Consider the following 25,942-nt stretch of genomic DNA (forward strand, 5'->3'; position numbering starts at 1 on the left):
GGGGGCGGGGCGCGGGCAGGTCAGCGCTCGACGACCGACAGGACGTTGCCGGCGGGGTCGGTGAACCAGGCGATGAGCGGGCCGCCCTTGCGGAAGACGCCCTTGGCGTCGGTCTCCATCGGCGTGCCCGCGTAGGTCTCGAAGGTGACGCCCCTCGCGGTCAGGTCGTCGACGGCGGCCTCGACGTCGTCGACCGGGAAGTTGAGGATCGTGAACGACGCCGGCTCGTGGTTCGGCTTGGGATAGACGAGTGTCGGGCGGTCGCCGCCGTCTCCGGCGAGGTGGAGCGTCAGCATCCCGTTCTCCTCGGTGACGCGCAGGCCGAGGGTGTCGGCATAGAACGCCTTGGCCGCGGAGATGTCGTCGACGGAGAAGCCGCTGAACGCGTGGGAGTCCTGGAGCACGGTCGGTCCTCTCTCCGGGGCGCGGGGTGCGCCCGCTCCACCCAGTCAAGACCTCGGCCGCCGGTCGTGGCGGGGTTCCCGTCGAGAAACTTCGCTGGAACCCCAATCCAGTCACGCCCTGCGCGGCGAACCCCCGCGCGGAGACGGTCGACGACGACCCCCCGTCTGAAGCAGAGCAGGATGGACGGTTTGTCTCCTCATCAAGGAGGAACACAGATGCGCACCACCACCACTCGTATCGCCGGCGCCAGCCTCGCCGCGGCAGCAGCCATGGCCCTCAGCGTCGGACCGGCCTTCGCCGCGGACACCTGGGTCAGCGCCAACCTCAAGCCCGTCGCCGGCAACGGCGTCAACGGCAGCGGCACCGCCATGGTCGACGTCCAGGGCAACACGATCACCGTCACGATGGCCGCCAACGGCCTGCTCCCCGACAACCCGCACGCCGCGCACATCCACTTCGGCGCCGAGGCCCGCCACGAGTGCCCGGTCCTGTCCGACGACAAGAACGGCGACGGCCACCTCAACACGACCGAGGGCGGACCGGCCTACGGCGACATCGTCGTCTCGCTGACCAAGACCGGCGACACGAGCCCTAAGTCCGGACTCGCCATCGACCGCTTCAGCACCGCCCCCGGCGGCAAGATCGCCTACCAGCGCGGCAGCATCAAGGTCTCGAGCGCCGTGGCCAAGGCGATCTCGGCCGGCGAGTCCGTCGTCGTCATCCACGGTGTCGACTACAACAAGGACGGCAAGTACTCCGGCGACACCAAGAGCGACCTCATGCCGTCGCTGCCCACCGAGGCGACCGACCCGGCCCTCTGTGGCGCTCTTCGCGTCGCGCCCGCCGGCGGCATGCACACCGGTGGTGGCCTCGCCGCCGACAACCTCAAGAGCGGCGGCCAGAACGAGGCCCTGATGCTCGTCGGTGGCGGCGCCCTGCTCGCCGCGGCCGGGTCCGGCGCCTTCGCCGCCCGTCGCGCACGCTCGCGCGCCTGAGCGACGGGACTCCTCCCGTGAGCGAGCGCACCCAGTCCCCGGACGGTGACCGCCCCACCCGCCCCGCCCGCCGAAGTGGCGTGAGTGGCGCGGGTGTCAGGGCAGCCGTCGCGGTCACGGCCGTCTTGGTCGTCGTCGGGGTCATCGCGCTCGTCCTCGGCCTCCGAGGGACGTCGGGGACCCCCGGCCCGCCGCAGCCTGCGGCGGCCGGGGTGCCCTCGGCCGGCACGTCCACCTCGAGCCCGCCGACCTCCCCGGGTCAGGGCGGGACACCGTCAGCCGGCCCATCTTCGAGCACCTCGGCAGGCACCAGGCCGAGCGCCGAGCCGGGCGCGAGCGACCCCAACGGCTTCGGGGACTTCCTCGAGGCGTCCGAGCCGACGTCGATCGAGATCCCGTCGATCGGGGTGCGCTCGTCGCACTTCGTGCCGCTCAGCATCCAGCGTGACGGCACGATCTCGGTGCCTGGCACGGCCCAGGAGGTCGGCCTCTACGACGCCGGCCCCACCCCGGGGCAGCTCGGCCCCGCGGTCCTCGCCGCGCACGTCGACACCCCGTCCGGGGTGCCGGGCATCTTCTACGAGCTCGGCAGGGTCCGCGCCGGCGACGTCGTCAAGGTGTCGCGCCGCGACGGCACGCACCTGCGCTTCACCGTCGACAAGGTCGCGGCCTACAGGAAGACGCAGTTCCCGACCGAGGCCGTCTATCGGGGCGACTTCACCAAGGCGGAGATCCGTCTCGTGACGTGCGGTGGGCCGACCGACAGCCGCAACGAGTACCGCGACAACGTCGTGGTCTTCGGCCACCTCACCGGCACGAGCTGAGGCCGCGCGGCGGCGACCACCCGAGGTATGCCGTCGGGCCAGCTCCCAGGGTCCGGCGGACTACCCGCCGCCTCATGTCGAGATACGACGATCCGCTGTGATCCACGTCTCAGCCAACGCAAGGTAAAGCGCGGGTATAGGCACGCACTCCGGACATTCAGGGGCGTTCCCCGCGCGTCGTCGTTACCGTGGCGTGACATTTGCCAGTTGACTCGTTTACTCTTCCCAAGTCCGGCCACCAGGTCGGGCTCTCGTGAGGTGGACCGCCTAGTCCTGTCACCGCCTGACGAGAGAGATCAAACCTTGTGACAGGAGCGGAGGAACCACACGTTTCTCCGGGCGTCCGGCGCAACGACTCCGGACGTCCTTGGGGTTAAGCCTTGGCCCCCGCGCGACGAAGTCACGTCTCTCGGGTCCGAGGCCGGGCACCTTTCCGCCCGAACCCGACAGCTAACTTCGTAGGCGCGGAGAGGCATCAAGCGTGAACTCAGAGAACATCCGCGGTCGCCACCGTGCACCTGGCCGCCACAATCCCCTCAACGAACTCAAGCTCCTCGCCCGTGAGTCGGCTCAGCCGGCCATGAAGGCCGGTGCCGTCGTCGCCGCCACGGGTGGCCTCGTCGCCACCTTCGCCAACCCGGCGAGCGCCGACACCCTGTCGCCCAACTCGGGCAACGTCGCTGCTGCAGGCTCCGAGGCCGCGGCCCCGGCTGCTGTCGGCCCCGCGACCGCCGCGGCTCCCGCCGTGTCGACCGCCCTGTCGAAGATCGGCTACGCCCCCGCGGTGCAGCAGTCCGTCGCCCAGCGCGTCGCCAAGCCGAAGCCGCAGGTCATCGAGGACGTCCAGGTCAAGACCGAGCGCGCCGCCGCCAAGAAGGCGGCCGCCGAGCGCAAGCTCGCCGCACAGCGCGCCTCGCGGGACCTGACCCGCCGCACGCTGACCGGCACCACCTCGTCGGTCAAGTCGACGGTCAACGGCAACGTGCCGAGCGCCTCGTCCGGCATGCGTTCCTCGCACAACTGGGCCACCGCGGGCCAGTGCACCTGGGGCGCTCTCGCCCAGTGGTACAAGTCCGAGGGCTACTACCCCGGCGGCTGGACCGGCAACGCGATGGTCTGGGACACCGGCGCAGCCTCCGCGGGCTACACCGTGAGCGGCACGCCCCGCACGCGCTCGATCCTCGTCATGGAGCCCGGCGTCCACGGCTCCTCGAGCGTCGGCCACGTCGCCTGGGTCACCGGCGTCAGCGGCAACCAGGTCACCATCATCGAGATGAACGCCCTCGCCGGCGCGTACAACTACAACACGCGCACGCTGACCGACGGTCCCGGCATGAAGTACATCTACGCGCCGTGACGGTCCGTCGATGACCGCGGAGTTCCACGCGAACTGAGCGCACGCGAAGGGGAGGATGCTGCGGCATCCTCCCCTTCGTCATGTCCCCACCGACCTGCCGCCACGAACGCCGCAGGCGGGTGGGATCGCCCACACGCCCAACCCTGGACACGCGGGAATGATCGCCGCCCTGCACGCCTTGTCGACTAGGTAGTTGAAGGCTCCATCGATCACGGTGGTGCCGCCAACCGTCATCGACAGCCCCCTACACGTGAGGAGCAGGCCTGTGTCCACGGCCTTCGAGAGCATCCGCATCGGCCGCTGGGACCTCCCCCAGCGCTTCGTCATGGCACCGCTGACGCGCAACCGCGCGGGCGAGGGCCAGGCGCCGACAGAGCTCAACGCCGAGTACTACGGCCAGCGCGCCAGCGCCGGCCTCATCATCACCGAGGGCACCCAGCCGAGCGCCGTCGGCCAGGGCTACCTCGACACCCCCGGCATGCACTCCGACGAGCAGGTCGCCGGCTGGCGCCTCGTCGCCGACGCCGTGCACCAGGGCGGCGGCCACGTCGTCGTCCAGCTCATGCACGCCGGCCGCGTCGCCCATCCCGACAACAAGGGTGGCCTCGAGAGCGTCGCCCCGAGCGCCATCGCCGCGCCGGGCGAGATCGTGACCCCGAAGGGTCAGCAGGCGTATGCCGTCCCGCGCGCCCTCGAGACCGACGAGATCCCCGCGCTCGTGGCCGAGTTCGTCCACGCTGCGCGTCAGGCCGTCGCGGCCGGGCTCGACGGCGTCGAGGTCCACGCCGCCAACGGCTACCTGCCGCACCAGTTCCTCGCCCCGAGCAGCAACCAGCGCACCGACGCCTACGGCGGCTCGCCCGAGAACCGCGCGCGCCTGACCGTCGAGATCACGAAGGCCGTGGCCGAGGCGATCGGCGCCGACCGCGTCGGCATCCGCATCTCGCCCGCGCACAACATCCAGGGCGTGCTCGAGGAGGACGAGGCCGACACCGCCGCGACCTACGAGTCGCTCGTCGAGGGCATCGCGCCGCTCGGCCTCGCCTACCTCAGCATCCTCGGCGACCCGGAGTCCGACATCGTGCGCGACCTGCGCAAGCGCTTCGGCGGTCCGGTCATCCTCAACACCGGCTTCGGCAAGGTGACCGAGCTCGCCGACGTCGAGGACATCCTCGAGCGCGACCTCGGTGACGCCGTCGCCGTGGGCCGCGAGTTCCTCGCCAACCCGGACCTCGTCCGTCGCTGGCGCGAGGGTGCCGCGCTCAACGAGCCGAACCCGCAGACCTTCTACGGTGGCGGCGCCGAGGGCTACACGGACTACCCCGCCCTCCCCTGACATCGGCTCGACACGGCCTGACCAGCCCGGCCACGCGGCATACGACCGCTGGTGACGAAGTGCCCACTCGACGTCTCACGTCGAGTGGGCACTTTCGCGCGCGGGTCAGGTGGGCTCGGGCGGTGTCTCGCCCGGGGCGAGGGGGTCGCCGAGCGCGCGCTGCACCCAGAGGACGTCGCGCGGGGCGCCGAGCTTCCAGCCGATGGCGCGGTAGGTGCCGACCGGCTCGAAACCCATCGCCGCGTGGAGGCGGCCGCTCGCCTCGTTGGGCTGGGTCATCCCCGCGGCGGCCATCCGGTAGCCGCGTGAAGTCAGCCGCTCGAGCAGCGCCTCGTAGAGCCTACGGCCACCACCCCGTCCCTGCCGGTCGGTCGCGAGGTAGACCGACACCTCGCACGACCAGCGGTAGGCGGCGCGCTCCTTGAACGGCCCGGCATACGCATAGCCGACGACGGCGCCGTCCAGCTCGAGCACGAGGAAGGCGTGCCGGGCCTGCGCCTTGGCGATCCGACGCGCCATCTCCGGCACGTCGGGCGGCTCGGTCTCGAAGGTGATCGTCGTGCCCGTGACGTAGGGCGCGTAGATCGCCGCACACGCCTCGGCGTCGTCGGCGGTGGCGTCACGCACGAGCAGCTCGGACATGTCGCCGATGCTAGGGCGCGCACGGAGGACCCATGAACGCGGCACGAACCACGGACGGTCAAACTGCTGCTCCGACAGACTGAGCCATGCTCACCGCGATCCGGGCCCGCGTGCTGCCCGAGAACCAGCGCCGGACCTTCGAGGAGCTCACCTCGGACCTCGACCTCAACGAGGGCGACCTGCGGGCGAAACGGTCGGCGTACTGGACGATGCTCTTCCTCGCCGCCTGCATCGCGAGCGCGGGAGTCATCGCGGACTCGACCGCGACCGTCATCGGGGCCATGATCATCGCGCCGCTCTCGACGCCGATCATGGGGACCGCCCTCGCGCTCGTGAAGCGGGAGCGCACCGGGGGCGTGAAGTTCGTCGTGCTCGGCGGCCTCATGGTCATGGCGGTCGGGGCGCTCTTCTCGCTCATGCTGCCGAGCCCCTACGACCTGCTCAGCAACTCCCAGGTCGCGGCGCGCACGAGCCCCCGCCTCGTCGACCTGCTCGGCGCCCTCGCCACCGGTTTCGCGGGCGCCATCGCCCTCGCGCGGCGGGACGTCGCCGCGATCCTGCCGGGCGTCGCCATCTCGATCTCGCTCGTGCCGCCGCTCTGCGTCGTCGGCATCTGCCTCGCCGAGGGCAGCCTCAGCCTCGCGTTCGGGGCGCTCGTGCTCTTCCTCTCGAACTTCCTCGCGCTCGTCTTCGCCGGCAGCCTCGTCTTCACGACGCTGGGCTACACGAGCGCGATCCGCGAGCAGGGCGGCCCCTCCCGGCGGAAGGTGCGCGTCACGTTCGGGCTGCTCGTGCTGCTCGTCCTCGTGCCCGTCGTCCTCAACTCGGTCATCAGCCTGGCCGTCGCGAAGCTGACCGAGATCGGGCGCGAGACGACGCGCACCTGGCTCGCGTCGACGCGCGGCGCGGAGGTCGTCGACATCACGAACCAGGGCTTCACCCTCGTCGTCCACGTCCGAGCCCCCGACGACCTGCCCCCGACCACGACGCTCATGAGCGAGCTCAGCGCGAAGCTGCCGACCGGCATACCCGTCGTGCTCGAGAGGTCGGTGGGCGAGAGCATCGACCTCGGCTCGACGACCTGAGCTCAGCCGGTCACGTCGTCGGTGGCGCCGCCGGCACCGTCCGGTGCGTTCTCCGACGTGCTGTCCGACACGGCGCCCCGCCCCGGTCCGGCCGCGAAGCGCGACACGATGAGGGCGACGAAAGTGACGAGGAAGACCTGCCCGATGACGGCCTCGCTCGTCGCCGCGAGCCGAGCGAGGTCGGTCGTCGCGGTGAAGTCGCCGTAGCCGACCGTCGAGATCGTCGTCAGGCTGAAATAGGTGTAGACGGTCGTCGAGACCTGCTCGCCGAAGAAGTGCGCGGCGGTGAGGCCGTCGATGTTCTGGAAGAGCGTGGCGTAGGCGACAGCGATCTGCAGGTAGGCGGCGACGGCGCCGAGGACCGTCTGCACACGGACCACCTGGTGCTCGAGCAGGCGCCGGCCGATGATGACGGGCAGGACGAGAGCCGGCAGCACCCACACCCCCTCGGGCTGCAGCGAGTCGGGCGGGACCGGCACGCCGCCCAACGGCACGAGCAGCGCGATGTTGCTGACGAGCGTCACGACGACGAGCGCGTCGAGGATGCGCCGGACCCGTCGCCGGGCCCCGGACGCCCGGGTCGCGACGACGAGCGCGAGCCCGGTGACCGAGTGCGTCACGAGCGAGCCCCAGACCGAGCCGCGCGTGTCGACCAGCGCCTGGCTGACGATGACGGCGAGGACGAGCAGCAGCACGAGGTCGAAGCGGTCGAGCAGCCGTGTGCCGGCGAGCGGCTCGCGTCGGAGACGCGGCGGCGTGCGGGCGGTGGCCATGCGCGCCTCCTCTCGCTCGTGAGGCAGACGCCCTGAGACCGAGGATAGGGCGGCGGGCCCGTCCGCGCGGGCAGGTCGTCACGCGCGGCCCGGCAGCGGACGGAGCCCGCCACACGGCATACGAGAGCAGGCCGTACGAGAGCATGGGTCGTATGCCGTCCCGCCGCGTCCTCGTGCTCACCGGGCCGCCCGCGGTCGGCAAGTCCACGACGGCCCGCGCGCTCGCGGCGTCGCGGGAACGGTGCGCGGTGGTCGACGTGGACGACGTGCGCCAGCTCGTCGTGTCGGGTGGCGCGGCGCCGTGGGACGGCGACGAGGGGCTGCGGCAGCAGCGCCTCGGCGTGCGCAACGCGTGCGCCCTCGCCGGCAACTTCGTGGCCGCGGCCCTCGACGTGGTCGTCACCGACGTGCTGACCTCCGAAACGGTCGGGCTTTACCGCGACCTGCTGCCGGGGTGCCTCGTCGTGCACCTGCGGGTGCCGATCGAGCAGGCGCGTCGGCGCGCGACCACGCGCCCGGTGTGGCTGACCGACGAAGAGTTCGACGCCCTCCATGCGACCGACGCGTCGCTCGACCTCGCTGCCGACCACGTGCTCGAGACCGGTGACCTCGACGCCGACGGACTGGCCTCGGCCGTAGAAGCCGTGTGGCGGTGTGGCGCGGCCAGTGACGTACGCTCGAGGTGAGTCGACGACGAGTGGGAGGAGACGACGCATGAGCGTCCTGCGCGAGCGCGCCTCCTCCGTCGCAGCCGCGATGCCCGCTCTCGTGGCCAGCCTGGCCGCGACGGTCGTCGTCCTCGTCGGGTCGCTCGTCGGCTCGGTGACCGACGCGAGCGCCGGCCAGGTGCTCCTCACCGCCGCAGCCGTCGGCCTGCTCACCGCCGTCATGGCGTCGGCCGGCCGGCAGGTCGCGCCGCCGGTCCCCGTGCGCGTGCACTCCTCGGGGGTCCCGGGTGCCGTGCCCGCCTCGACGGCCTACTGGTGCGCCCTCGACGCGCCGAGCTGTCCGCAGCGACCTCGAGCCCCGGGTCGGCACTGACCCCGCCCGCCGCAACCGCGGCGGTCGGGCCACTGCCCTGACCCAGTTCGAGAACCGGCCCGCCGTCACGAGCGGGCCGAGCCGAGGAGCTCACCCATGCCTGCCCAGATGTCCGACGTCCTTCCTGCCCTGCTGTCCCCCGTCACCCATGCGGTCGCCGCGGTCCTCGCGGCCACCCACGACGTCGCCGGCGCGATCGGCCTGAGTCCCGGCTCCGCCGGCGCCTGGCTGCTAGCGATCCTGCTGCTCGTCGTCGTCGTGCGCACCGTCCTGCTGCCCGTCACCATCCACGGCGTCCGCTCGTCGCACGCCCGCGCCCACGCGGCGCCCCAGCTGCGCGAGCTGCGCCAGAGGTATGCCGGCAGCCGGGACCTCGAGCAGCTGACCGCGATGCGCGCCGAGCAGAAGGCGATCCACGCCGAGCACGGCGTCTCGGGGTGGAGCCTCGCGCCGGCCCTGCTGCAGCTGCCGCTCTTCTACGCGCTCTACCGCGTCGTCTCCGACCTCACGGCCGGTCAGTCGGCCGTTCATGCGGTCGGCGCGCTCGATGCCGGGCTCGTCGCCTCGGCGTCGGCGGCCTCGGTCGCGGGCCTGCACCTGACGAGCCACCTCGGCTCGACCATCGCGTCGAACCCCGTCGCCGGGCTCGTGCTCGTCAGCGTCGCGCTCGCGGCCGCCGCGCTCAGCCTGCTGACGCAGCGCTGGTTCGTGCTGCCGATGACGAATGTCGCCGACCTGCCCGAGGGGATGGCGACGGTCCAGCGGCTCCTGCCGTGGCTCGGCGCTGTCGGCGTGCTCGCGGCGGCGGCCTTCGTACCGGCCGGGCTCGTCGTCTACTGGTTCTTCAACAACGCGTGGACGTTCGCCCAGCAGGGCCTGGTCTGGCGGTTCGCGCCGACGCCCGGCTCGCCGGCGGCAGCGCGTCGCGAGGCCACGGCGCTGGAAGGTGCGAGCTCCTGAGGAGCCGGGCACACGGCGTACGCCGGGCCCCCCGCGGGCGTCGGGGGTGGCGTCTAGCGTGGGCGAGGTGACCTCAGAGACGAGCACGACCCTCGCCCAGCCGTCCCTGACCGAGGAGCTGCTGCGCTACCTCCAGCAGGGGCGCGACGCGCTGCTCCGGTCGCTCGACGGCCTCGCTGACTACGACGTGCGGCGGCCGCTGACGCCCAGCGGCACCAACCTGCTCGGGCTCGTCAAGCACGTGGCCGGGGTCGAGCTCGCCTACCTCGGCGACTCGGTGGGGCGACCGTCGGGCGAGCGGCTGCCGTGGGTCGAGGACGGCTCGATCTGGGACTCCGCCGACATGTGGGCGACCGCCGAGGAGTCCCGCGACGACCTCGTCGCGCTCTACCGCCGGGCGTGGGCGCACTGCGACGCCGTCGTGCGCGAGCTCGGGCTCGACTCCCCCGCGAGCGTCGCGTGGTGGCCTGAGGATCGTCGCCGCACGACGCTCGGCTCGCTGCTCGTGCGGTGCGTGGCGGAGGTGTCGCAGCACGCCGGGCACGCCGACGTGCTGCGCGAGTCGGTCGACGGGCGCGGCGGCCGGGACCATGACGAGATGGGCGGCGAGGAGTGGTGGACCGCGCATCTCGCCCGCATCCAGGGCGCCGCCGACGCGCACCGTGAGACGCCGTCCGGCGCGGAGGCCGGGTCGTGAGCGCCCGCCGGCCCAACATCGTCTTCGTGCTGAGCGACGACCACGCCGCGCACGCCATCGGCACCTACGGCTCGGTCGTCAACCGCACCCCGCACATCGACGCGGTGGCCGGAGCGGGCGCGCGGCTCGACAACCTCTTCGCGACCAACTCGCTGTGCGCGCCGAGCCGGGCCTCGATCCTCACCGGCACATACAGCCACGTCAACGGCGTGACGACGCTCGACACCTTCATCGACGCGTCGCAGCCGACGTTCGTCACGGCCCTGCGCGAGGCCGGCTATCGCACGGCGTTCGTCGGCAAGTGGCACATGGGGCAGGGCTCGAGCGGCGGGGTCGAGCACGACCCGCAGGGGTTCGACCGCTGGGACGCGCTCATCGACCAGGGCGAGTACCACGACCCGCGCTTCCTCTCCCCCGACGGGCTGCGGGTCGAGCAGGGCTATGCCACCGAGCTCATCACCGACCTCGCGCAGCGCTGGGTCGATGGGCTCGAGGGCGACGACCCGTGGTGCGTGCTCGTGTGGCACAAGGCGCCGCACCGGCCGTGGGAGCCCGACGCCGCCCACGAGGGGTTGTATGCCGAGGGCGGCCCTCTCGGGGGCGCGCCCATCCCAGTGCCTGCGACGTTCACCGACGACCTCGCGGGTCGCTCCGACACCGCTCGCCGCGCCGCGATGCGCGTCGCCGACCACCTGACGGCCGAGGACCTCAAGCAGCCGGTGCCCGAAGGGCTGAGCCACGACGAGGAGGCGCTGTGGAAGTACCAGCGCTACATGGAGGACTACCTCGCGTGCGTGGCGTCCGTCGACGACAACGTCGGCCGCATCACCGACTGGCTGCGGGAGCGCGGCGACCTCGACGACACGATCGTCGTCTACTCCTCCGACCAGGGCTTCTTCCTCGGCGACCACGGCTGGTTCGACAAGCGGTTCATGTACGAGGAGTCCATCCGGATGCCGTTCGTGCTGTCCTACCCGCGGGGCATCGCAGCGGGGCAGGCCCTCGACCGGATCGTCACCAACGTCGACATCGCGCCGACGCTGCTCGAGGCGGCGGGGGTCGAGGTGCCGGCGCGCATGCAGGGCCGGTCGTTCTGGCCTGACCTCACCGATCCTGTTGCGGCACGGTCGAACCGAGACCGCGAAGCCGAGGGCTTCTACTACCGCTACTGGATGCACGACGACCGCAGCCACCAGGTCGGGGCGCACTACGGCTACCGGACGCACCGCTACACCCTGATCTTCTTCTACAACGACGGACTCGGTCTGCCGGGCTGCTCCGACCGGCGCTTCGCCCAGGAGTGGGAGCTCTACGACCTCGAGGCCGATCCGGAGGAGCTGGTCAACGTCGCCGACGACCCGGCCTACGCGCAGGTGCGTGACGAGCTCGAGGCGCGGATGTGGCTGGCCCAGAAGGAGGTCGGCGACGAGCCGCACCCCGACCAGCCCGTCCCGCGCCTCATCGCAGAGGCCACGACCACCTGAGTTCCCGACGTCGAGAACTGAGCACTCGACGCTCGTTCACGTCGAGTGCCCACTTTCCGACGTCGAGAACTGAGCACTCGACGCTCGTTCACGTCGAGTGCCCACTTTCCGACGTCGAGAACTGAGCACTCGACGGTGACGGGTGGGGCTCGGGCGTGCGCGGGTCGTCAGAGGGTCGCGTCGAGGGTGTCCTGGAGGTCGTCGACCGCGGCCCAGGCCCGCTGCTCGAGCTCGACCATGGCGCGCTGCTCGTCGGCGTCGAGGTGACCGAGGAGAAAAGCGGCAGCCTCGCCGACCGCCTCGTCGAGCGCGAGGTGGCGCAGGACCGCGCGCGTCATGACGGCGTCGTGGTGCTCGCCGAGTGCCGACTGCACGGCCTTGGCCTTCTTCACGACGGGCTTCATCGCCTCCTCGTCGACCGGGCGGGCGGTCTCGGCGGCGTAGCGCAGGCGCTTGGCTGCCTTGCGCACCTCGTGGAGCTGGGCCGGATGGTCGAGGGCGGGATGCGAGGACGACCCGTGGTCCTGCCCGGCCACCTCAGTGCCGTCCCTGCCTCCTCTGCCGTCTTGGTCGGCCCCCGCTTCCGCGCGGGCGGCGGCTGCGACGTCGGAGAAGCGGCGGCCGTCATGGCGCACCCGCTTGAACGCGACCTCGGCCGCGTCGCGCTGCGCCTTGGCGTCCACGAGGGGCGGGTGCGTGACGAGCTCGTCGAGCAGGAGGGTCAGCGCGGCATACCGCGTCGAGTCGAGCGTCTCCTCGACGACGTCACCGGCGGCCACGGCATCGAGCCGCAGCCGCGCGCGCAAGCCGGCCACGTCGTCCTCGTCGATGCCGGCGAGCTCGACGTCCTCGAGCATGCGGTCGGTGTTGTCGGTGGCGACCTCCGCGTCGCGGGACGACCCGAGCCGCCGTGATGCGTCCTTGAGCTCGGCGCGGAGCGGCTCGGTGACGGACTGGTCGAAGACCGGGCGGAAGGTCGCGAGCAGCGAGCGGATGCGGCGCATGGCGACGCGCAGGTCGTGCAGCCCCGTGGGTTCGCCGGCGCGGACGGCGGCCTCGGCCGCGCGCAGGGCATCGCGCTGGTCGGCGAGGCGCTGTCGCACGAGGGTCCCGACGGTCGGCATACCTCTCTATACCCGGAGCGCATGGCGCCCGTCCTCGCTTCGCCGGATCCTGTGAAGGGTCAACAACCCTCTGCCGCTCGCGTCGCGGGAAACGTATCGTCGAAAAGGTGGCACGGGTCACCGCTCCCCCTGCGATCGACGCCGCCGTCGCCCCTGGCGCCCGGCCTCTGCTCCGCGCGCCCGACCCGCAGCCCGAGGAGCCTCCCCCGCCCGGCCGCTGGGACCGGATCCGCGCCCGTCTGGGCCCTCTGTCCCGCGTGCCGCGTGCCGCGTGGTGGGGCCTCGTCGCGCTTGTCGTCATCGTCGCGCTCGTCATCGCGTATGCCGTCACCCGTCCTCCCGGCCCACCCGTGCTGAACCAGCGCGACGTCGACACGAGCGTCCAGCGCGGGATCGCGAAGCAGGCCGAGGCGCAGGCGGCCGCCCCGGCGGACGGCACCGTCGCGCACGCCGCGATCGCTCCGTCCCTCGTCCTGATCCAGACGCGCGACACCATCGGCGGCCGCCCGGCCGAGGGCAGCGGCGCCGGCGTCGTCGTCAACGCCGACGGCACCGTGCTCACCGCGCTGCACGTCGTCGAGGGCTCGACGGCGATCACCGTGACCTTCGCCGACGGCACGACCTCTCCGGCGAAGGTCGAGAGCGCGAAGCCCGAGAGCGACATCGCCACCCTCACGCCGACGCGGCTGCCGCAGACCGTCGTGCCGGCGGTGCTCGGCGGTGCGGTGCCGGTCGGGGCGCCCGTCTTCGCCGTGGGCCACCCGCTCGGCCTCACCGACTCGCTGTCGGCCGGGGTCGTCTCCGCGCTCGACCGGACGGTCCGGGTCGAGGGCAACCGCAAGCTCGAGCACCTCATCCAGATCGACGCGGCGGTCAACCCCGGCAACTCCGGAGGCCCGCTGCTCAACCGGGCCGGCCAGGTCGTCGGCATCGTCACGGGCCTCGCCAACCCCACCGACCAGAGCCTCTTCGTCGGCATCGGCTTCGCGGTGCCCATCGCGACCGCGGGAGGGGCCGCGGGCAGCCCGCCCCGCTGAGACGACACCTCCGCGCGGAGGTGAGCACACGGCATACGCGAACAGCACCCCCGAACGGCAGGAGCACGGCATGGACGGCGACACATCGACGGGCCCGCACGCACGGCACGCGCTGGAGCAGGCGCTCTACGAGGTGAAGCGGACGATCGTCGGGCAGGACCTGCTCGTCGAGCGGATGCTCGTCGCGCTGCTCGCGCGCGGGCACCTGCTCGTCGAGGGCGTGCCGGGGCTGGCCAAGACGATGGCGGTCAAGACGCTCGCGCAGGCGATCGGCGGCGACTTCCAGCGCATCCAGTTCACGCCCGACCTCGTGCCGGCCGACCTCGTCGGGACGCGGATCTACAACCAGAAGGACGGTGAGTTCCAGGTCTCGCTCGGGCCGGTCTTCGCCAACCTCGTGCTCGCCGACGAGATCAACCGGGCGCCGGCGAAGGTGCAGAGCGCGCTGCTCGAGGTCATGCAGGAGCGGCAGGTGACCATCGGGCGCGAGACCTATCCGGCGCCCGACCCGTTCCTCGTCATGGCGACGCAGAACCCCATCGAGTCGGAGGGGACGTATGCGCTTCCCGAGGCGCAGGTCGACCGCTTCATGCTCAAGGTGCTCATCGGATATCCCTCTGCCGCTGAGGAGTTCGTCGTCGTCGAGCGCCAGATCTCGGCCGCCGCGGCGACGGTGCAGGTGCTCGACCCGGAGATGCTGCGCGGCTTCCAGCGCGAGGCGGACGCCGTCTACGTCGACCCGGCAGTCATCGAGTATGCCGTCCGGCTGGCCACCGCGACCCGCGAGCCGGCGGGCGTCGGCCGGGACGACCTCGCCCGGCTGCTGACGTACGGCGCGAGCCCCCGCGCGTCGATCAACCTCGTGCTCGCGGCGCGGGCGCTGGCCTTCCTGCGGGGACGGGACTACGCGCTGCCGGGCGACGTGCGCGACCTCGCGCGGGACGTGCTGCGCCACCGGATCGTCCTCTCCTACGAGGCGCTCGCCGAGGACCTGACAGCGGACGACCTGCTCACGCCGATCCTCGAGGCGGTGCCGGCGCCGACGGCTCCGCTGCGCGAGCAGGAGCGGCAGGCCATGCGGGCCGGCCCCGGTGGGACGGCGGCTGGATCGAACGGCGGGTCGAACGGCGGGACGTACGGCGTCGAGTCGGGCGGGATCCCGGCGGGCGGCACGGCGGGACCGGGTGACTCGACATGGGCGCGACCACCCCGCTGAGCGCCGAGAGCCTGCTGCGCCGACTCGAGTGGAGGGTGGTGCGGCGGCTCGACGGGCGACTCCAGGGCGACTACCGCACCCTGTTCCGCGGGGCGGGGCTCGACTTCACCGACCTGCGCGAGTACGTGCCGGGCGACGACCTGCGGCACATCGAGTGGAACGTCACGGCGCGCCTCGACGAGCCCTACGTGCGCGAGTTCGTCGAGGACCGGGAGCTGACGGCATGGCTGCTGCTCGACCACTCGGCGTCGATGGGCTTCGGTCCGGTCGACCGGCAGAAGGACCTCGTGCTCGCCGAGGTGGCGACGACACTCGCGCACGTGCTGACACGCGGCGGCAGCCGGGTCGGGGCGATCGTCATGGACACCGGCGTCGACCTCGTCATCCCGCCGGCGTCGGGACGCAACCAGGTGCTGCGGATCGCCAAGACGCTCCTCGACCGCCGCGAGTCCCGCACCTCCGCCCCCACCCCCACCCCCTCCGACCGTCGAAAGGCCACAAACCGGGAAGGGGCGTCGCCGCTGCGTCGCGGCTTACGCCGGGTGCTGGGTCGCGGCGCGTCCGCTGGAGTCCCAACCCCGTCGGGGACGGTCACGGACCTCGGGGCGCTGCTCGCGGCGGCATACGGGATCGTCAAGCGGCGCTCGCTCGTGCTCGTCGTGTCGGACTTCATCACGGCGGACGGATGGGAGGCGCCGCTGGCGCGGATGGCGCAGCGGCACGAGGTGGTCGCGCTCCAGGTCGTCGACCCGCGCGAGAGCGAGCTGCCCGACGCGGGTGGCATCTACGTCGAGGACGCGGAGACGGGCGAGCAGATCTTCGTCGACACGAGCGACGCCGGGTTCCGGGCGCGACTGGCCGAGGTGGCGGGGGCGCGACAGGCGGACCTCGAGGCACGGGCACGCAAGGCCGGGGTCGACCTCTATCCGGTGCGGACGGACGACGACCTCGTGCGCTCGCTGCTGCGGGTCTCCGAGCTGCGACGGAGGCGGCGCCGATGAGGTGCGCGATGAGGTGCGTGATGAGGTGGGCGCGATGAGGTGGGCGCGATGAGGCGGCGGCGATGAGCGAGCTGTCGCTGACGTGGCCGTGGGCGCTCGTGGGGCTGCTCGTCGTGCCGCTGCTCGTGCTCGGCTACCGCCGGGTGCTGCGGAAGCAGGAAGCGCGTCGGGCTGCGTTGGCGGCTAACGGGCTCGTCATCCCAGCGCCGGCTCGGTCGCGATGGAGTCACCTCGGCCCGGCGCTGCTCATCGGGGCGCTCGGCGTCATGGTGCTGGCGCTGACGCGGCCGGTGGCGTCGGTCGCGGAGCCGCACCGGGAGGGGACCGTCGTGCTCGCGTTCGACGTGTCGGGCAGCATGGCGGCGACGGACGTGAAGCCGTCGCGGCTGGAGGCGGCCAAGGCGGCGGCGCGGGGTTTCGTGGCGAAGCAGCCGGCGTCGGTGCGCATCGCGGTCGTCGCGTTCGGTGGCACCGGCCTGGTGACGCAGCGGCCGACGGACGACCGGGCCGCGGTGCTGGCGGCCGTGGCGCGGCTCCGGCCGGCGGGTGACACGTCGCTCACCGACGGGATCCTCGGCGGGCTGAGCGCGATCGTCGGCAAGCCGGTGAAGCCCCCGAGCGACACCGAGCAGGGTGCGGGGACAGGCGCGGCGGAGGAGTCGCCGGTCGGCTACCACGGCGGGACCGCGATCGTGCTGCTGACCGACGGTGAGGACACGACCGACGAAAGCCCCTCGGGCGCAGCGGAGCTCGCGTCGGCAGCCGGGGTGAAGATCGAGCCGATCGGGCTCGGCACGCCGACCGGGACGACGATCACGGTGGACGGCTTCACCCTCGCGACGGCGCTCGACGAGTCGGCGTTGCGAGCGGTCGCGGAGACGACGGGCGGGACGTACCGGCGGCCGTCCGACGCGGCGTCCCTGGCCGCGGTCTACGACGCGATCGAGCTGCAGTGGACGACGAGGACGGTGCCGCACGAGGTGACGTCCTGGGTCGCGGCTCTGGCGGCGGTGCTGCTGCTCGGCGGCGCCACGGTGTCGGTGCTGCGGCAGGGGCGGGTGATCTGAGGTGAGCTTCGGTGTGCCGTTGCTGCTCGGAACGCTGGTCTTCGTGCCGGTGCTGCTCGGGGTCTACGTCTGGCAGTGGCGGCGGCGGAAACGTCAGGCGGTGCGCTACTCGAACGTGGCGCTGCTGCGGGCGGCCGGCGCCGGTTCGGCGTCGTGGCGGCGGCACGTGCCGATCGCGCTGGTGCTCGGGGCGCTGGCGCTGCTGGGGCTGGCGAGCGCCCGACCGACCGTGCGGGCGAGCGTGCCGACCTCGAGCGCGACGGTGATCCTGGCCCTGGACGTCTCGGGTTCGATGTGCGCGACGGACGTAGCGCCCAACCGGCTCAGCGCAGCCCAGGCTGCGGTGCGCTCGTTCGTCGAGGGGCGGGACGACGAGACGAAGATCGGGCTCGTCGTCTTCTCCGGGTTCGCGCAGCTGGCGGTGGCGCCCACCGCCGACCGGGACGAGCTGCTCGCCGCGCTCGATGCCGTGACAACGGGACGCGGGACGACGATCGGGGCGGCGATCCTCCGGTCCATCGACGCGATCGCCGAGCTCGACCCGAACGTGGCGCCGTCAGACCCGGTCGACGAGCCGTCGACGGACGGCCCCGGCCTCGGCGACCCGGCGCCCGCACCGACCCCGTCCGCGGGTGGGCGTGGCGGCGCTGGCGGCGCTGGTGGCACGGGCGCGACGGCGGACGTGGCCCCGGAGATCATCGTGCTGCTGACCGACGGCGCCAACACGCGCGGCGTGACCCCGGCCCAGGCGGCCGAGCAGGCCGCCGCGCGCGGGGTGCGTGTCTACCCGATCGGCTTCGGCACGACGAACCCGACGCAGATGGCGTGCACCCGCGAGCAGTACGGCGGGTTCACCCCGCGGATGCGCGACTTCGGAGGCGCCGGGGGCGGAACGATCGGAGGCCGCAGCTTCCTCGTCGTCGACGAACCGGCGTTGAAGAACGTCGCTCAGACGACCGGCGGCGAGTACTTCGCCGCGACCGATGCCGATGGCCTGACCCAGGTCCTCGCCGACCTGCCCAAACACGTCACCGTCGCCGAGCAGGACATCGACCTCAGTGCCGCAGGCGGCATCGTCGCCGCCGCCCTGCTCCTGGCAGGACTGGGCCTCGCACTTCGCCGCTCGACGTCCTGACCCGGTGCCAGTGCCGAGGCGGGGCAGGTGGCCGAAGCCGAGCTCACGCGTCCGAGGAGAGACTGGCACCGCTCTCCACCACGGCACGCACCTGGTTCAGGGCATGAGCGGCGCTGGTTCAGGGCATGAGCGGCGCTGGTTCGGGCCGACTCCTCGGCCTGTGCCTTCGTCCCGGCCGCCACCTGGCCCTCCACCCGATAGGTCAAGCGGGTCCTGCTCCCGAGCTCCTCGAGCACGTAGCTCGCGACGAAACCCCCGGGCGCGGTCAACGACTGGAACGACACCGACCGGGGTGCGTCCATCTCGACGACCTCGGTGATGTGAGCCGCCAGCATCGATCCGTGCCGGAGCACCGTGCAGTGCTGCTCGCCGACCGCCATCTCAGGGGAACCGGGCACCCGGAACGTGTTGACCACCTCCGGGTCGAGGAGCCGGGCGCTGCCCGGGTGCATGACGAAAGACCAGACGCGCTCCCTCGTGGCCGAGATGACGACGTCGGTGTCGACGCGGATGGGTTCGGTGCCCCTCTGCCGCGCCTCCCACCGTCGCCCCAGCCTGTCCATCCATGACATGTCGTCACTGTGCCGGATCGAGCCGTCTCCCGCGTCGAAGACGGCCCTGCCCGACGCGTGTCTCCGGCCCTTGCGTCAGGACGCTGACCCCTCCGAGTCCCACTGCAGTCCGCACCAATCACACTCTCGGTCGTGTCCCGGATGCCCACAGCCCACCCACTCGACCCAGCTCGGCGTCCGAGTCATGGCCTCTGGGTCGCCCGGAAGCCCGATCACGAGGTGCCGGACCTCGGTACCCCCGCACGACGGGCAGCTGCCGCGGGGATCGTCCCAGAGCGTGGCCTCGTCCGACGGGATTCCGTCAGGGAGAGTCGTCATGGTGGCATGCTCGCACCACCGTCTTCTCCGCGCAGCGTTCCCGAGTCCGAGGCGGGCGGCATGATCCACTCCACCGCCCCGGCAGGCCCGCGGCTAGACCCACGGCCGGTCGGTGTTGTCACGCATCCGCTTGATCGCCACGAGCTCCTGCTTGCCACATCGCTGGCAGACGAGTATCTCCTTGTCGCCCGCCTTGACGCGGAACATGTGGCCCATGACCCAGCACCCGATGTTCCGGAGCCTCATCTCTCCAGTCTGCTCGGGCACCGCCAAACGCGCGCCCGTTTCGGCTCAGTCGGCCGCGCACTCCTCAATCGTCAGCCGACCATCTCGTGGAGGCGGACGCCGTGGTCCACGGCGATCAGCTCGGCAGCCTTCTCACCGATCATGATCGCCGCAGCGTTGGTGTTGCCGCTGACGACGTTCGGCATGACGCTCGCGTCGGCCACGCGCAGGGCCTCGATGCCGTGCACCCGCAGCCGTGGGTCGACAACCTCACCGATCCGGCACGTCGACGTCTCGTGGTAGACGGTCAGCGCGTAGTGGCGGGCCATGTCCTCCAGCAGCGCGTCGCTCGGCTCGGAGCCGGCCTGATGGCCGTGGGCCTGCGCGAGGTGGGGCGGGATGACGGGCTCACCCAGACCACCGCCCGGCCACGCCTTCGCGATCTCGAGGGCGCGGCGCATCACGGCGACCATGACCCTGACGTCGTGCGGGTCGTCGAAGTAGTTCAGCTCGATGCGTGGCGGGACGGCAGGGTCCGAACTCGCCAACGTCACCGAACCCTCGGAGTGCGGCTGCACGGGATTGGGCAGCACGACGACCTGGCCACGGGTCGGGTCGAGGAAGGACTCCGGGTCCTCGAAGAACGCTGACGGCGGCAGCCGGAAGACGGCCTCCCAGATCGGCGGCGTGTAGCCGGTGGCGAGGAAGCCGATCTGCGCGTCGTGGGTGTGCTCGTCGCCCAGCCCGGTCGAGAAGAACGCGACGGCGTCGTAGAGGGAGGACGACGCGAGGCCACGACCGGTCGTGAACCACTCGGCGATGCGGCGCTCGGCCTCGGCCTTCGCCGCCGCGAGCGGCTCGGGGAGGTCGACGTCGTCGGCGGGGTCGGCGGGGAGCGGGCCGGCCGGTGCCCGCAACGCGTCCGGGCCGAGGGACATGGCCACCTCGGTCATCGTCTCGCCGATGCCGTCGGCGGCGAACATCAGCGGCGTGTGGAGGTGGTCCTTGAGGTGCCGGCCGACGTCCGGGAGGTCGACGACGCAGTCCACCCCGACGGCGGCGAGCTCGTCACGGGCGCCCACCCCGGAGAGCAGCAGGATGTGCGGCGACCCGATGGCACCCGCGCACAGCACCACCTCGGTGCCGGCGGCCACCTCCTCGTGGGCGCCGTCCTCGGTGCGGTAGGCGACCCCGGTGGCCCGAACCTCCCCGCCGTCCACCTGCCCGTCCGACTCCCCGTCCACCTCGAGCACGATCCGCTCGACGAGCGCGCCGGTGACCACGGTGAGGTTCGGGCGGTCCATCGCCGGTTCGAGGTATGCGTGGAAGGTCGAGCTGCGTCGGCCGTCCTTCGTCGTCGTCTGGAAGAGCGAGGCCACCCCCTCGGGGTCGAGGCGGTCGCGGCCGTTGTAGTCGCCCTGCTTCAGACCCGTGGCGCCCGCGGCCTCGACGAACTGGTTCGAGGCACGCAGGATCGGCTGGCGCACCGACACCCCCACGGGTCCGTCATGGCCGTGCCTGTCGCGGTCAGGCTGCAGCTCGGGGCTGTCCACGAAGCCCTCCGCCTTGAGGAAGTAGGGCAGCACGTCCGCGTAGGACCAGCCCTCCGCGCCACCGGCGGCCCACGAGTCGAAGTCGCCGGGGTGCCCGCGCACGTATGCCATGTAGTTGAGACCGGACGAGCCGCCGAGCATCTTGCCGCGGGGCACCATCATCTGGCCGCCGACCAGGCCCTTGCCGACCCCACCGGGGTCGGCGTTGAACATCCAGTCGGTCGCGGGGTTGTTCTGCAGGCTCGCCACGGCGGCCGGCACGAGCTCCGCGGGCGGCGGCGGACCACCGGCTTCGAGCAGGCACACCGTGACATCCGGGTCCTCGCTCAGCCGGGCAGCCACCACGGCGCCCGCCGATCCCGCGCCAACGATCACGTAGTCGTACGTCGAGCCCATCGATACCACCTCGTCGTGGTGCCTCGCCGAGCGGCGGGGACGGTCTCGCCACGCAACCACACTCCGGCAGGGGAGACAAGGGAGTCGTCGAGGGCTCCCCGGCGTCGGTGGGCGCTGCCAGACTCGCGGTGTGTCCAGGCCGCCGCGCATCGAGCCCTCCGGCGACGTCGTCGAGCGCATCGGCTCCATCGCGCTGAGCCTGCCCGACGCATACGAGGAGGACGCCTGGACCGGCGTCCGGTGGCGGGTGCGGAGCAAGACCTTCGCCCACGTCCTGGTCGCCCAGGAGGGTTACACCTCGGCGTACCGGGACGTGACCGGGGTGACCGAGCCGACCACGGTGCTGACCTTCCGGTCGTCCGGCGACGAGCTGTCGGCTCTGGTCAACGCCGGGCCACCGTTCTACCGGCCGCCGTGGTCGCCCACCGTCGTCGGCATGGTGCTCGACGGTGACACCGACTGGGACGAGGTCGCCGAGCTCGTGACCGAGAGCTACCGGTTCTGCGCACCCCAGATGCTGAAGCAGCGACTGGGTCGCTGACGTCCAGCCGGGACGGCGCCGACCGTCAGGACGACGCACCGAGCCGGTGCCGCACCACCCTCCGCCGCAGGGTGGGCGACGACTCGACCTCGTAGCCGGCGTCGAGGAAGACCTGGAGCAGCCCGACCGACGCCTCGTCCCAGATCACGGTCTTTCCCGGCGTCGGCTCGGTCGGGTAGCCCTCGAGGACGCGGGCGCCGACCTGCCGGCCGTACTCGACGGTGGCGGCAGCAAGCTCGTACATCAGTCCCTGGCGACGGAAGCCCTTGCGCACGACGAAGCAGGTGACCGACCAGACGCCCTCGGCCTCGGGATCCTGACGCATCCACGGCTTCTGCCGGGCCCAGATCCTCACGTAGTTCTCCCGCGGCTCGACGGCGACCCAGCCGGCCGGCTCACCGTCGACGTAGCCGATGAGACCGGACGTGGGACCGCTCGTGCCGCAGCCGGTCTGCTCCACGAGGGCAGCGTCGCGCTCGCCCTGGGTCGTGTCGCGCCAGATCCAGCCCGGGACCTTGAGCGCCTGGCAGCGGCACCTGCGCGCGCCGCCGGCGTCGAACACGGCGTCGACGTCCCCGGTCGTCGCCTCGTTGGCCGGTCTCCAGCTGAACGCGGGCACGTCGCGAGGCTAGTCCGCCAGCACGGCCCGTGACGCGTTCGCGGGGCGCCAGGGCTCGTGCTGGTGCGAGAGCCACACCTCGTCGGGAGCCAGTTCCCGGATCAGTCGCTGACCCTCGGTCCGTGGACGGTCGAGCTCGTCGAAGAAGACCGCCGTGTCACCGGCGATGACGACAGAGCGGCCCCCGGTCTGCACGACGACGACCTGCGACCCCTGCGTGTGGCCGGGAGTCGGGACGAGCCGGACGCCGGGCAGCAGCTCGTGGTCGCCGTGCACGGCCACGTAGTCCACTCCCGGCGCCTCGACCCACTCGCGGATCGTGTAGTCGTCCCGACTCCGAGCCTCCTCCAGCTCCACGCCTTGGACGTAGACCGGCTTGCCGGCGAAGAGGTAATTGCCGCCGCAGTGGTCGAAGTGCAGGTGGGTGTTGACCACGACGTCGATCCCGGCCACGTCGAAGCCGTCCTGCGCGCTCAGTGGCATCAGCTGCGGATCCATATCCTCGACCGCAGGGTGCAGCTGCGTCAGGCCGGTGTCGACCAGCACCCGCCCGGCGGGATGGTCGATGACGTGGACGTAGACCGGCATCCGCTCACCGTCGGCGAGCAGCTCGGCGACGAGGACGGGCGTGACCGTCACCGCCGCCGAGCCACCCTCGGGCACCTCGCCCGTCACGGTCCGTGACTCAGCCATGCTCGCCGGGCGCGTCGGGACCGTCCGAGATCTGGCGCAGCGTCGCGACGACCTTGACCTCCGGCCAGTGCTTCGCGTGCAGCTCGGCGAACTCGCGCTGGTCGGCGACGGCCTCCTCGAGCGAGCCGTACTGCATGATCGCCCAGCCGCCGACGATCTCCTTGGACTCGGCGTACGGCCCATCGACCCGCGTCACAGTGCCGTTGTCGACGACGAAGTTCACGGCGTCCTCCGTCCCGTACAGGCCTCCGCCGTCGAGGAACACGCCCTTGGCGGCGCGCTCGCCGATGTGGACGTCCATCGCGTCGAAGAGTGCCTGGGGCGGCGTCCCGATTCCCTCTTCCATCCTCACGAATCCCATGAAACGCGGCATGTCGATCTCTCCTCTGGTTGCTTTCGAGTGTCCTTCGTACTCTCTCGTCGAGCGGCTGTGGCGCTCTTCGACATCCCGTTCGAGATTTCTTTGCCGGCACTAGAGTCGGGCTCGGTCACCGAGCACCTCGACGGCGACCACGACCGGCGAGCGCCCGGGACCACCACGGAGGACATCGATGTCACGCACCCGGATCCACAACTTCTCGATCTCCCTCGACGGCTTCGCCACCGGCGAGCCGCAGTCGCTCGAGGCCCCCTTCGGCCATGCCGGCCAGCGCCTGCACACCTGGATGATGCGGACGCGGTACTGGGACCCCGACGGGACCGACGGGGTCGACAACGCCTTCGCCGAACGCCACGGTCCGGGCATCGGCGCGGAGATCATGGGCGCCAACAAGTTCGGCCCTCCCGGCTGGCACGACGACCCGGACTGGAAGGGCTGGTGGGGCCCCAACCCGCCCTTCCACACCCCGGTCTTCGTCCTCACCCACCACACGCGCCCGCCGCTCGAGATGGAGGGCGGCAACGTCTTCCACTTCCTCGAGGCCTCCCCCGCCGAGGCGCTCGAGACGGCACGGGCGGCCGCGGACGGGCAGGACGTGCGGATCGGCGGTGGCGCCACGGTGGTCCGCGACTTCCTGGCCGCCGGCCTGGTCGATCACCTGCACCTGGTCCAGGTCCCGATCGTGCTCGGTCGCGGCGTCCGCCTCTGGGACGGGCTCGAGGGCGTCGAGGAGGCCTTCGACGTCGAGACGGTCGCCTCCCCGAGCGGCGTCACGCACGTCACCTTCACGCGCAAGACCTCCTGACGGTCGCGCGCGTCGACCCCCCCACCGACCCGGCCACACGGCATACGCCATCGGTGGCCTCGCCGCGGCTAGCGTGTGCGCCGTGACGACCGACGCGACGACGACCACCACGGCGACCACGACCACGACGGCGAGCGACCGGGCAGAGGTCCTCAGGATCGTCGACGCGTTCTTCGGCGCGTTCGTCTCCGGACCCGGTTGCGGCGAGCGCATGGACGGGCTGCGCGCGCTGCTGCTCCCGCAGGCCGTCGTCGTGCGGACGTGCGGTCTGGAGCCGGCGGTCATGGGCGTCGAGGAGTTCATCGCCCCGCGCGAGGCGCTGCTCACCGGAGGGACGCTGGAGCACTTCCGCGAGTGGCCGGTCGAGGGACGCGTCGAGGTCTTCGGCGACATCGCGCACTGGTTCGGCAGCTACGCCAAGGCGGGCGAGCAGGACGGCGAGCCGTTCACGGGGCGCGGGATGAAGACGATCCAGCTCGTCCGCACGGCCGGCGGCTGGCGCATCAGCGCGGCCGCGTGGGACGACGAGCGCGACGGCCTGGAGCTGCCGCCCTCCTGACCCGCACGCCTGACCTGCGCGCCTGACCCTCACGGGCGTCGTGCGGTTCACTGGGCAACGTGGGTGTGCAGCGCCTGAGGACCGCTTTCCTGACGGACGGGCGACGGGTGGCGTATGCCGTCACGGGCAGTGGTCCGTTCCTCGTGGTCGCCCCGGGGTGGCTGAGTCACCTCGAGGTGGGCTGGGCCATCCCCGCCGAGCGGATGTTCCAGAGGCACTGTCGTCGGGACGCACCCTCGTGCGCTACGACCGGCCGGGCTGCGGGCTGTCGGACGCCTACGACGGCCCGCGCACGATGGAGCTCGAGATGGCGACGATCGCGGCCGTGACCGAGGCGGTCGGCGCGGACCGCTTCGACCTGCTCGGCTGGTCGCTCGGCGCCGCGGCCGCCGTGCAGTGGGCCGCCGAACGGCCGGACAGCGTCTCGCGACTTGTGCTCTACGGCGGCTGGCCCGCCGGTGAGTCCATCGGGGACGCCGACAGCCGGCGGCACGTGCTCGGCCTGCTCGCGACGCACTGGGGGCTCGGGTCCGACCTGCTCACCGAGCTCTTCGCCCCCGATGCGGACGCCGGCACGCGGCGGACCCTCGCGACCTACCAGTGCGCGGCCTCCTCGTCCGGGACGGCCGTCGCGCTGCTGGAGCTCGCGTATGCCCTCGACGTGCGCCCGCTCCTGGGCCAGGTCCGCGCGCCGACCCTGGTGCTGCACCGGCGTGGCGACCGGGCGGCACCCCTGGCCGGAGGCCTGGCCCTCGCAGATGCCATCCCGGGCGCGGAAGTCGTTGAGCTCGAAGGTCGCTCACACCTCCCGGCCATCGGCGACGCGCAGGCGGTGGTCGACGAGGTGCGGCGCTTCCTCGGCCTGCCGACGTTGCGCCGCGCCGTGCCGACGGGTCTCACGGAACGCCAGACCGAGATCGCGGCCCTCGTCGCCGAGGGCCTGACGAACCGCCAGATCGCCGAGCGGCTCGGCATCTCAGAGCGATCCGCGGAGTCGCACCTCGAGCGGATCCGGCTGCGGCTCGGGTTCAGCTCCCGCTCGCAGGTCGCCGCCTGGTACGTCGCGCGCACCCGATAGACGTGACCTTCGGACGCAGAACCCA

28 protein-coding genes, 1 pseudogene and 1 riboswitch are annotated in these 25,942 nt (G+C 72.2%); of the genes and pseudogenes, 19 read left to right on the forward strand and 10 right to left on the reverse strand.

Going from position 1 to position 25,942, the window contains the following annotated elements:
* Positions 1–20: 20 nt before the first annotated feature.
* Positions 21–404, reverse strand: a complete 384-nt coding sequence (locus tag U5C87_RS03780) for a VOC family protein (RefSeq protein ID WP_330475312.1) — start codon at positions 402–404, stop codon at positions 21–23.
* Positions 405–620: 216 nt separating this feature from the next.
* Here U5C87_RS03780 and U5C87_RS03785 point away from each other — a divergent pair, with 216 nt between their 5' ends.
* The 4 genes from U5C87_RS03785 (at position 621) to U5C87_RS03800 (ending at position 4,917) form a co-directional block, all read left to right on the forward strand.
* Entirely contained in the window at positions 621–1,400 is a 780-nt protein-coding gene (locus U5C87_RS03785; protein ID WP_330475313.1) for a hypothetical protein, read from the forward strand.
* A 17-nt stretch (positions 1,401–1,417) separates the two neighbouring features.
* Complete coding sequence (locus tag U5C87_RS03790; protein WP_330475314.1) at positions 1,418–2,224, forward strand: sortase domain-containing protein; 807 nt, start codon at positions 1,418–1,420, stop codon at positions 2,222–2,224.
* A gap of 284 nt (positions 2,225–2,508) precedes the next feature.
* A riboswitch (cyclic di-AMP (ydaO/yuaA leader) is annotated at positions 2,509–2,701 on the forward strand.
* A 4-nt stretch (positions 2,702–2,705) separates the two neighbouring features.
* A complete protein-coding gene (locus U5C87_RS03795) occupies positions 2,706–3,581 on the forward strand; it encodes a CHAP domain-containing protein (protein WP_330475315.1) in 876 nt (291 codons plus the stop codon).
* 265 nt (positions 3,582–3,846) lie between these two features.
* Positions 3,847–4,917, forward strand: a complete 1,071-nt coding sequence (locus U5C87_RS03800) for an alkene reductase (RefSeq protein ID WP_330475316.1) — start codon at positions 3,847–3,849, stop codon at positions 4,915–4,917.
* Positions 4,918–5,022: 105 nt separating this feature from the next.
* Here the strand turns inward: U5C87_RS03800 and U5C87_RS03805 are convergent, their stop codons facing one another.
* Positions 5,023–5,559, reverse strand: a complete 537-nt coding sequence (locus tag U5C87_RS03805) for a GNAT family N-acetyltransferase (RefSeq protein WP_330475317.1) — start codon at positions 5,557–5,559, stop codon at positions 5,023–5,025.
* A gap of 86 nt (positions 5,560–5,645) precedes the next feature.
* Between U5C87_RS03805 and U5C87_RS03810 the strand changes: the two genes are divergently transcribed.
* Entirely contained in the window at positions 5,646–6,644 is a 999-nt protein-coding gene (locus U5C87_RS03810) for a DUF389 domain-containing protein (RefSeq protein WP_330475318.1), read from the forward strand.
* Between the two features lie 2 nt (positions 6,645–6,646).
* Here the strand turns inward: U5C87_RS03810 and U5C87_RS03815 are convergent, their stop codons facing one another.
* On the reverse strand, positions 6,647–7,417 hold the full coding sequence (locus tag U5C87_RS03815) for a potassium channel family protein (RefSeq protein ID WP_330475319.1): 771 nt from the start codon (positions 7,415–7,417) through the stop codon (positions 6,647–6,649).
* Positions 7,418–7,569: 152 nt separating this feature from the next.
* Here U5C87_RS03815 and U5C87_RS03820 point away from each other — a divergent pair, with 152 nt between their 5' ends.
* The 5 genes from U5C87_RS03820 (at position 7,570) to U5C87_RS03840 (ending at position 11,599) form a co-directional block, all read left to right on the forward strand.
* Complete coding sequence (locus U5C87_RS03820) at positions 7,570–8,103, forward strand: AAA family ATPase (protein WP_330475320.1); 534 nt, start codon at positions 7,570–7,572, stop codon at positions 8,101–8,103.
* A 28-nt stretch (positions 8,104–8,131) separates the two neighbouring features.
* Positions 8,132–8,458, forward strand: coding sequence for a hypothetical protein (locus tag U5C87_RS03825; protein WP_330475321.1), 327 nt, complete (start codon positions 8,132–8,134; stop codon positions 8,456–8,458).
* Between the two features lie 96 nt (positions 8,459–8,554).
* The gene (gene yidC / locus U5C87_RS03830) at positions 8,555–9,418 is read left to right on the forward strand and encodes a membrane protein insertase YidC (RefSeq protein ID WP_330475322.1); all 864 of its coding nucleotides are present in this window, start codon (positions 8,555–8,557) and stop codon (positions 9,416–9,418) included.
* 67 nt (positions 9,419–9,485) lie between these two features.
* On the forward strand, positions 9,486–10,115 hold the full coding sequence (locus U5C87_RS03835; RefSeq protein ID WP_330475323.1) for a DinB family protein: 630 nt from the start codon (positions 9,486–9,488) through the stop codon (positions 10,113–10,115).
* Positions 10,112–11,599 (forward strand): sulfatase family protein, encoded by a 1,488-nt coding sequence (locus U5C87_RS03840; RefSeq protein ID WP_330475324.1) that lies wholly within the window; start codon positions 10,112–10,114, stop codon positions 11,597–11,599. Before U5C87_RS03835 ends, U5C87_RS03840 begins: the two co-directional genes overlap by 4 nt.
* A gap of 167 nt (positions 11,600–11,766) precedes the next feature.
* Here the strand turns inward: U5C87_RS03840 and U5C87_RS03845 are convergent, their stop codons facing one another.
* Positions 11,767–12,723 (reverse strand): CHAD domain-containing protein, encoded by a 957-nt coding sequence (locus tag U5C87_RS03845; RefSeq protein WP_330475325.1) that lies wholly within the window; start codon positions 12,721–12,723, stop codon positions 11,767–11,769.
* Positions 12,724–12,830: 107 nt separating this feature from the next.
* On the opposite strand from U5C87_RS03845, the gene U5C87_RS03850 reads away from it, so the two are divergent.
* From U5C87_RS03850 to U5C87_RS03870, 5 genes are all read left to right on the forward strand, one after another.
* The gene (locus U5C87_RS03850; RefSeq protein ID WP_330475326.1) at positions 12,831–13,760 is read left to right on the forward strand and encodes a S1C family serine protease; all 930 of its coding nucleotides are present in this window, start codon (positions 12,831–12,833) and stop codon (positions 13,758–13,760) included.
* 70 nt (positions 13,761–13,830) lie between these two features.
* The gene (locus tag U5C87_RS03855; protein ID WP_330475327.1) at positions 13,831–14,976 is read left to right on the forward strand and encodes an AAA family ATPase; all 1,146 of its coding nucleotides are present in this window, start codon (positions 13,831–13,833) and stop codon (positions 14,974–14,976) included.
* Positions 14,955–15,977: a DUF58 domain-containing protein gene (locus U5C87_RS03860; protein WP_330475328.1), complete on the forward strand. Its 1,023-nt coding sequence runs from the start codon at positions 14,955–14,957 to the stop codon at positions 15,975–15,977. The genes U5C87_RS03855 and U5C87_RS03860 overlap by 22 nt, the downstream gene beginning before the upstream one ends.
* A gap of 62 nt (positions 15,978–16,039) precedes the next feature.
* Positions 16,040–17,044, forward strand: a complete 1,005-nt coding sequence (locus U5C87_RS03865; protein ID WP_330475329.1) for a VWA domain-containing protein — start codon at positions 16,040–16,042, stop codon at positions 17,042–17,044.
* A 1-nt stretch (position 17,045) separates the two neighbouring features.
* Positions 17,046–18,179 (forward strand): VWA domain-containing protein, encoded by a 1,134-nt coding sequence (locus U5C87_RS03870; protein WP_330475330.1) that lies wholly within the window; start codon positions 17,046–17,048, stop codon positions 18,177–18,179.
* A 233-nt stretch (positions 18,180–18,412) separates the two neighbouring features.
* On the opposite strand, the pseudogene U5C87_RS22635 reads toward U5C87_RS03870, so the two are convergent.
* The 3 genes and pseudogenes from U5C87_RS22635 to U5C87_RS03880 all read right to left on the reverse strand — a co-directional run.
* A pseudogene (locus U5C87_RS22635) lies at positions 18,413–18,751 on the reverse strand (hypothetical protein); the annotation flags it as partial.
* Between the two features lie 411 nt (positions 18,752–19,162).
* On the reverse strand, positions 19,163–19,315 hold the full coding sequence (locus tag U5C87_RS03875) for a hypothetical protein (protein WP_330475331.1): 153 nt from the start codon (positions 19,313–19,315) through the stop codon (positions 19,163–19,165).
* A gap of 71 nt (positions 19,316–19,386) precedes the next feature.
* Positions 19,387–21,243 carry a GMC family oxidoreductase gene (locus tag U5C87_RS03880; RefSeq protein WP_330475332.1) on the reverse strand — a complete coding sequence of 619 codons (1,857 nt, stop codon included), beginning with the start codon at positions 21,241–21,243 and terminating at the stop codon, positions 19,387–19,389.
* A 130-nt stretch (positions 21,244–21,373) separates the two neighbouring features.
* Here U5C87_RS03880 and U5C87_RS03885 point away from each other — a divergent pair, with 130 nt between their 5' ends.
* The gene (locus U5C87_RS03885; protein ID WP_330475333.1) at positions 21,374–21,784 is read left to right on the forward strand and encodes an MmcQ/YjbR family DNA-binding protein; all 411 of its coding nucleotides are present in this window, start codon (positions 21,374–21,376) and stop codon (positions 21,782–21,784) included.
* 25 nt (positions 21,785–21,809) lie between these two features.
* Here U5C87_RS03885 and U5C87_RS03890 read toward each other — a convergent pair whose 3' ends face one another.
* The 3 genes from U5C87_RS03890 to U5C87_RS03900 are packed head-to-tail and all read right to left on the reverse strand — an operon-like array spanning position 21,810 to position 23,442.
* Positions 21,810–22,403, reverse strand: coding sequence for a GNAT family N-acetyltransferase (locus U5C87_RS03890; RefSeq protein WP_330475334.1), 594 nt, complete (start codon positions 22,401–22,403; stop codon positions 21,810–21,812).
* A 9-nt stretch (positions 22,404–22,412) separates the two neighbouring features.
* Entirely contained in the window at positions 22,413–23,096 is a 684-nt protein-coding gene (locus U5C87_RS03895) for an N-acyl homoserine lactonase family protein (RefSeq protein ID WP_330475335.1), read from the reverse strand.
* On the reverse strand, positions 23,089–23,442 hold the full coding sequence (locus tag U5C87_RS03900; RefSeq protein ID WP_330475336.1) for a YciI family protein: 354 nt from the start codon (positions 23,440–23,442) through the stop codon (positions 23,089–23,091). The genes U5C87_RS03895 and U5C87_RS03900 overlap by 8 nt, the downstream gene beginning before the upstream one ends.
* A 205-nt stretch (positions 23,443–23,647) precedes the next feature.
* On the opposite strand from U5C87_RS03900, the gene U5C87_RS03905 reads away from it, so the two are divergent.
* The 3 genes from U5C87_RS03905 (at position 23,648) to U5C87_RS03915 (ending at position 25,917) form a co-directional block, all read left to right on the forward strand.
* Positions 23,648–24,280: a dihydrofolate reductase family protein gene (locus U5C87_RS03905; protein ID WP_330475337.1), complete on the forward strand. Its 633-nt coding sequence runs from the start codon at positions 23,648–23,650 to the stop codon at positions 24,278–24,280.
* A gap of 82 nt (positions 24,281–24,362) precedes the next feature.
* Entirely contained in the window at positions 24,363–24,839 is a 477-nt protein-coding gene (locus tag U5C87_RS03910) for a DUF4440 domain-containing protein (protein ID WP_330475338.1), read from the forward strand.
* A 238-nt stretch (positions 24,840–25,077) separates the two neighbouring features.
* Positions 25,078–25,917: an alpha/beta fold hydrolase gene (locus U5C87_RS03915; RefSeq protein ID WP_330475339.1), complete on the forward strand. Its 840-nt coding sequence runs from the start codon at positions 25,078–25,080 to the stop codon at positions 25,915–25,917.
* Positions 25,918–25,942 lie beyond the last annotated feature (25 nt).

The sequence above is a fragment of the Terrabacter sp. C0L_2 genome (assembly GCF_036352015.1).
Classification (GTDB): Bacteria; Actinomycetota; Actinomycetes; order Actinomycetales; family Dermatophilaceae; genus Terrabacter; species Terrabacter tumescens.

Coding starts and splice junctions, on each gene's coding strand:
- U5C87_RS03805 (WP_330475317.1), bottom strand. CDS start 5,559: ATGTCCGAGCTGCTCGTGCGTGACGCCACCGCCGACGACGCCGAGGCG.
- U5C87_RS03880 (WP_330475332.1), bottom strand. CDS start 21,243: ATGGGCTCGACGTACGACTACGTGATCGTTGGCGCGGGATCGGCGGGC.
- U5C87_RS03860 (WP_330475328.1), top strand. CDS start 14,955: ATGGGCGCGACCACCCCGCTGAGCGCCGAGAGCCTGCTGCGCCGACTC.
- U5C87_RS03845 (WP_330475325.1), bottom strand. CDS start 12,723: ATGCCGACCGTCGGGACCCTCGTGCGACAGCGCCTCGCCGACCAGCGC.
- U5C87_RS03905 (WP_330475337.1), top strand. CDS start 23,648: ATGTCACGCACCCGGATCCACAACTTCTCGATCTCCCTCGACGGCTTC.
- U5C87_RS03895 (WP_330475335.1), bottom strand. CDS start 23,096: ATGGCTGAGTCACGGACCGTGACGGGCGAGGTGCCCGAGGGTGGCTCG.
- yidC (WP_330475322.1), top strand. CDS start 8,555: ATGCCTGCCCAGATGTCCGACGTCCTTCCTGCCCTGCTGTCCCCCGTC.
- U5C87_RS03810 (WP_330475318.1), top strand. CDS start 5,646: ATGCTCACCGCGATCCGGGCCCGCGTGCTGCCCGAGAACCAGCGCCGG.
- U5C87_RS03820 (WP_330475320.1), top strand. CDS start 7,570: ATGCCGTCCCGCCGCGTCCTCGTGCTCACCGGGCCGCCCGCGGTCGGC.
- U5C87_RS03855 (WP_330475327.1), top strand. CDS start 13,831: ATGGACGGCGACACATCGACGGGCCCGCACGCACGGCACGCGCTGGAG.
- U5C87_RS03900 (WP_330475336.1), bottom strand. CDS start 23,442: ATGGAAGAGGGAATCGGGACGCCGCCCCAGGCACTCTTCGACGCGATG.
- U5C87_RS03815 (WP_330475319.1), bottom strand. CDS start 7,417: ATGGCCACCGCCCGCACGCCGCCGCGTCTCCGACGCGAGCCGCTCGCC.
- U5C87_RS03785 (WP_330475313.1), top strand. CDS start 621: ATGCGCACCACCACCACTCGTATCGCCGGCGCCAGCCTCGCCGCGGCA.
- U5C87_RS03825 (WP_330475321.1), top strand. CDS start 8,132: ATGAGCGTCCTGCGCGAGCGCGCCTCCTCCGTCGCAGCCGCGATGCCC.
- U5C87_RS03865 (WP_330475329.1), top strand. CDS start 16,040: ATGAGCGAGCTGTCGCTGACGTGGCCGTGGGCGCTCGTGGGGCTGCTC.
- U5C87_RS03875 (WP_330475331.1), bottom strand. CDS start 19,315: ATGAGGCTCCGGAACATCGGGTGCTGGGTCATGGGCCACATGTTCCGC.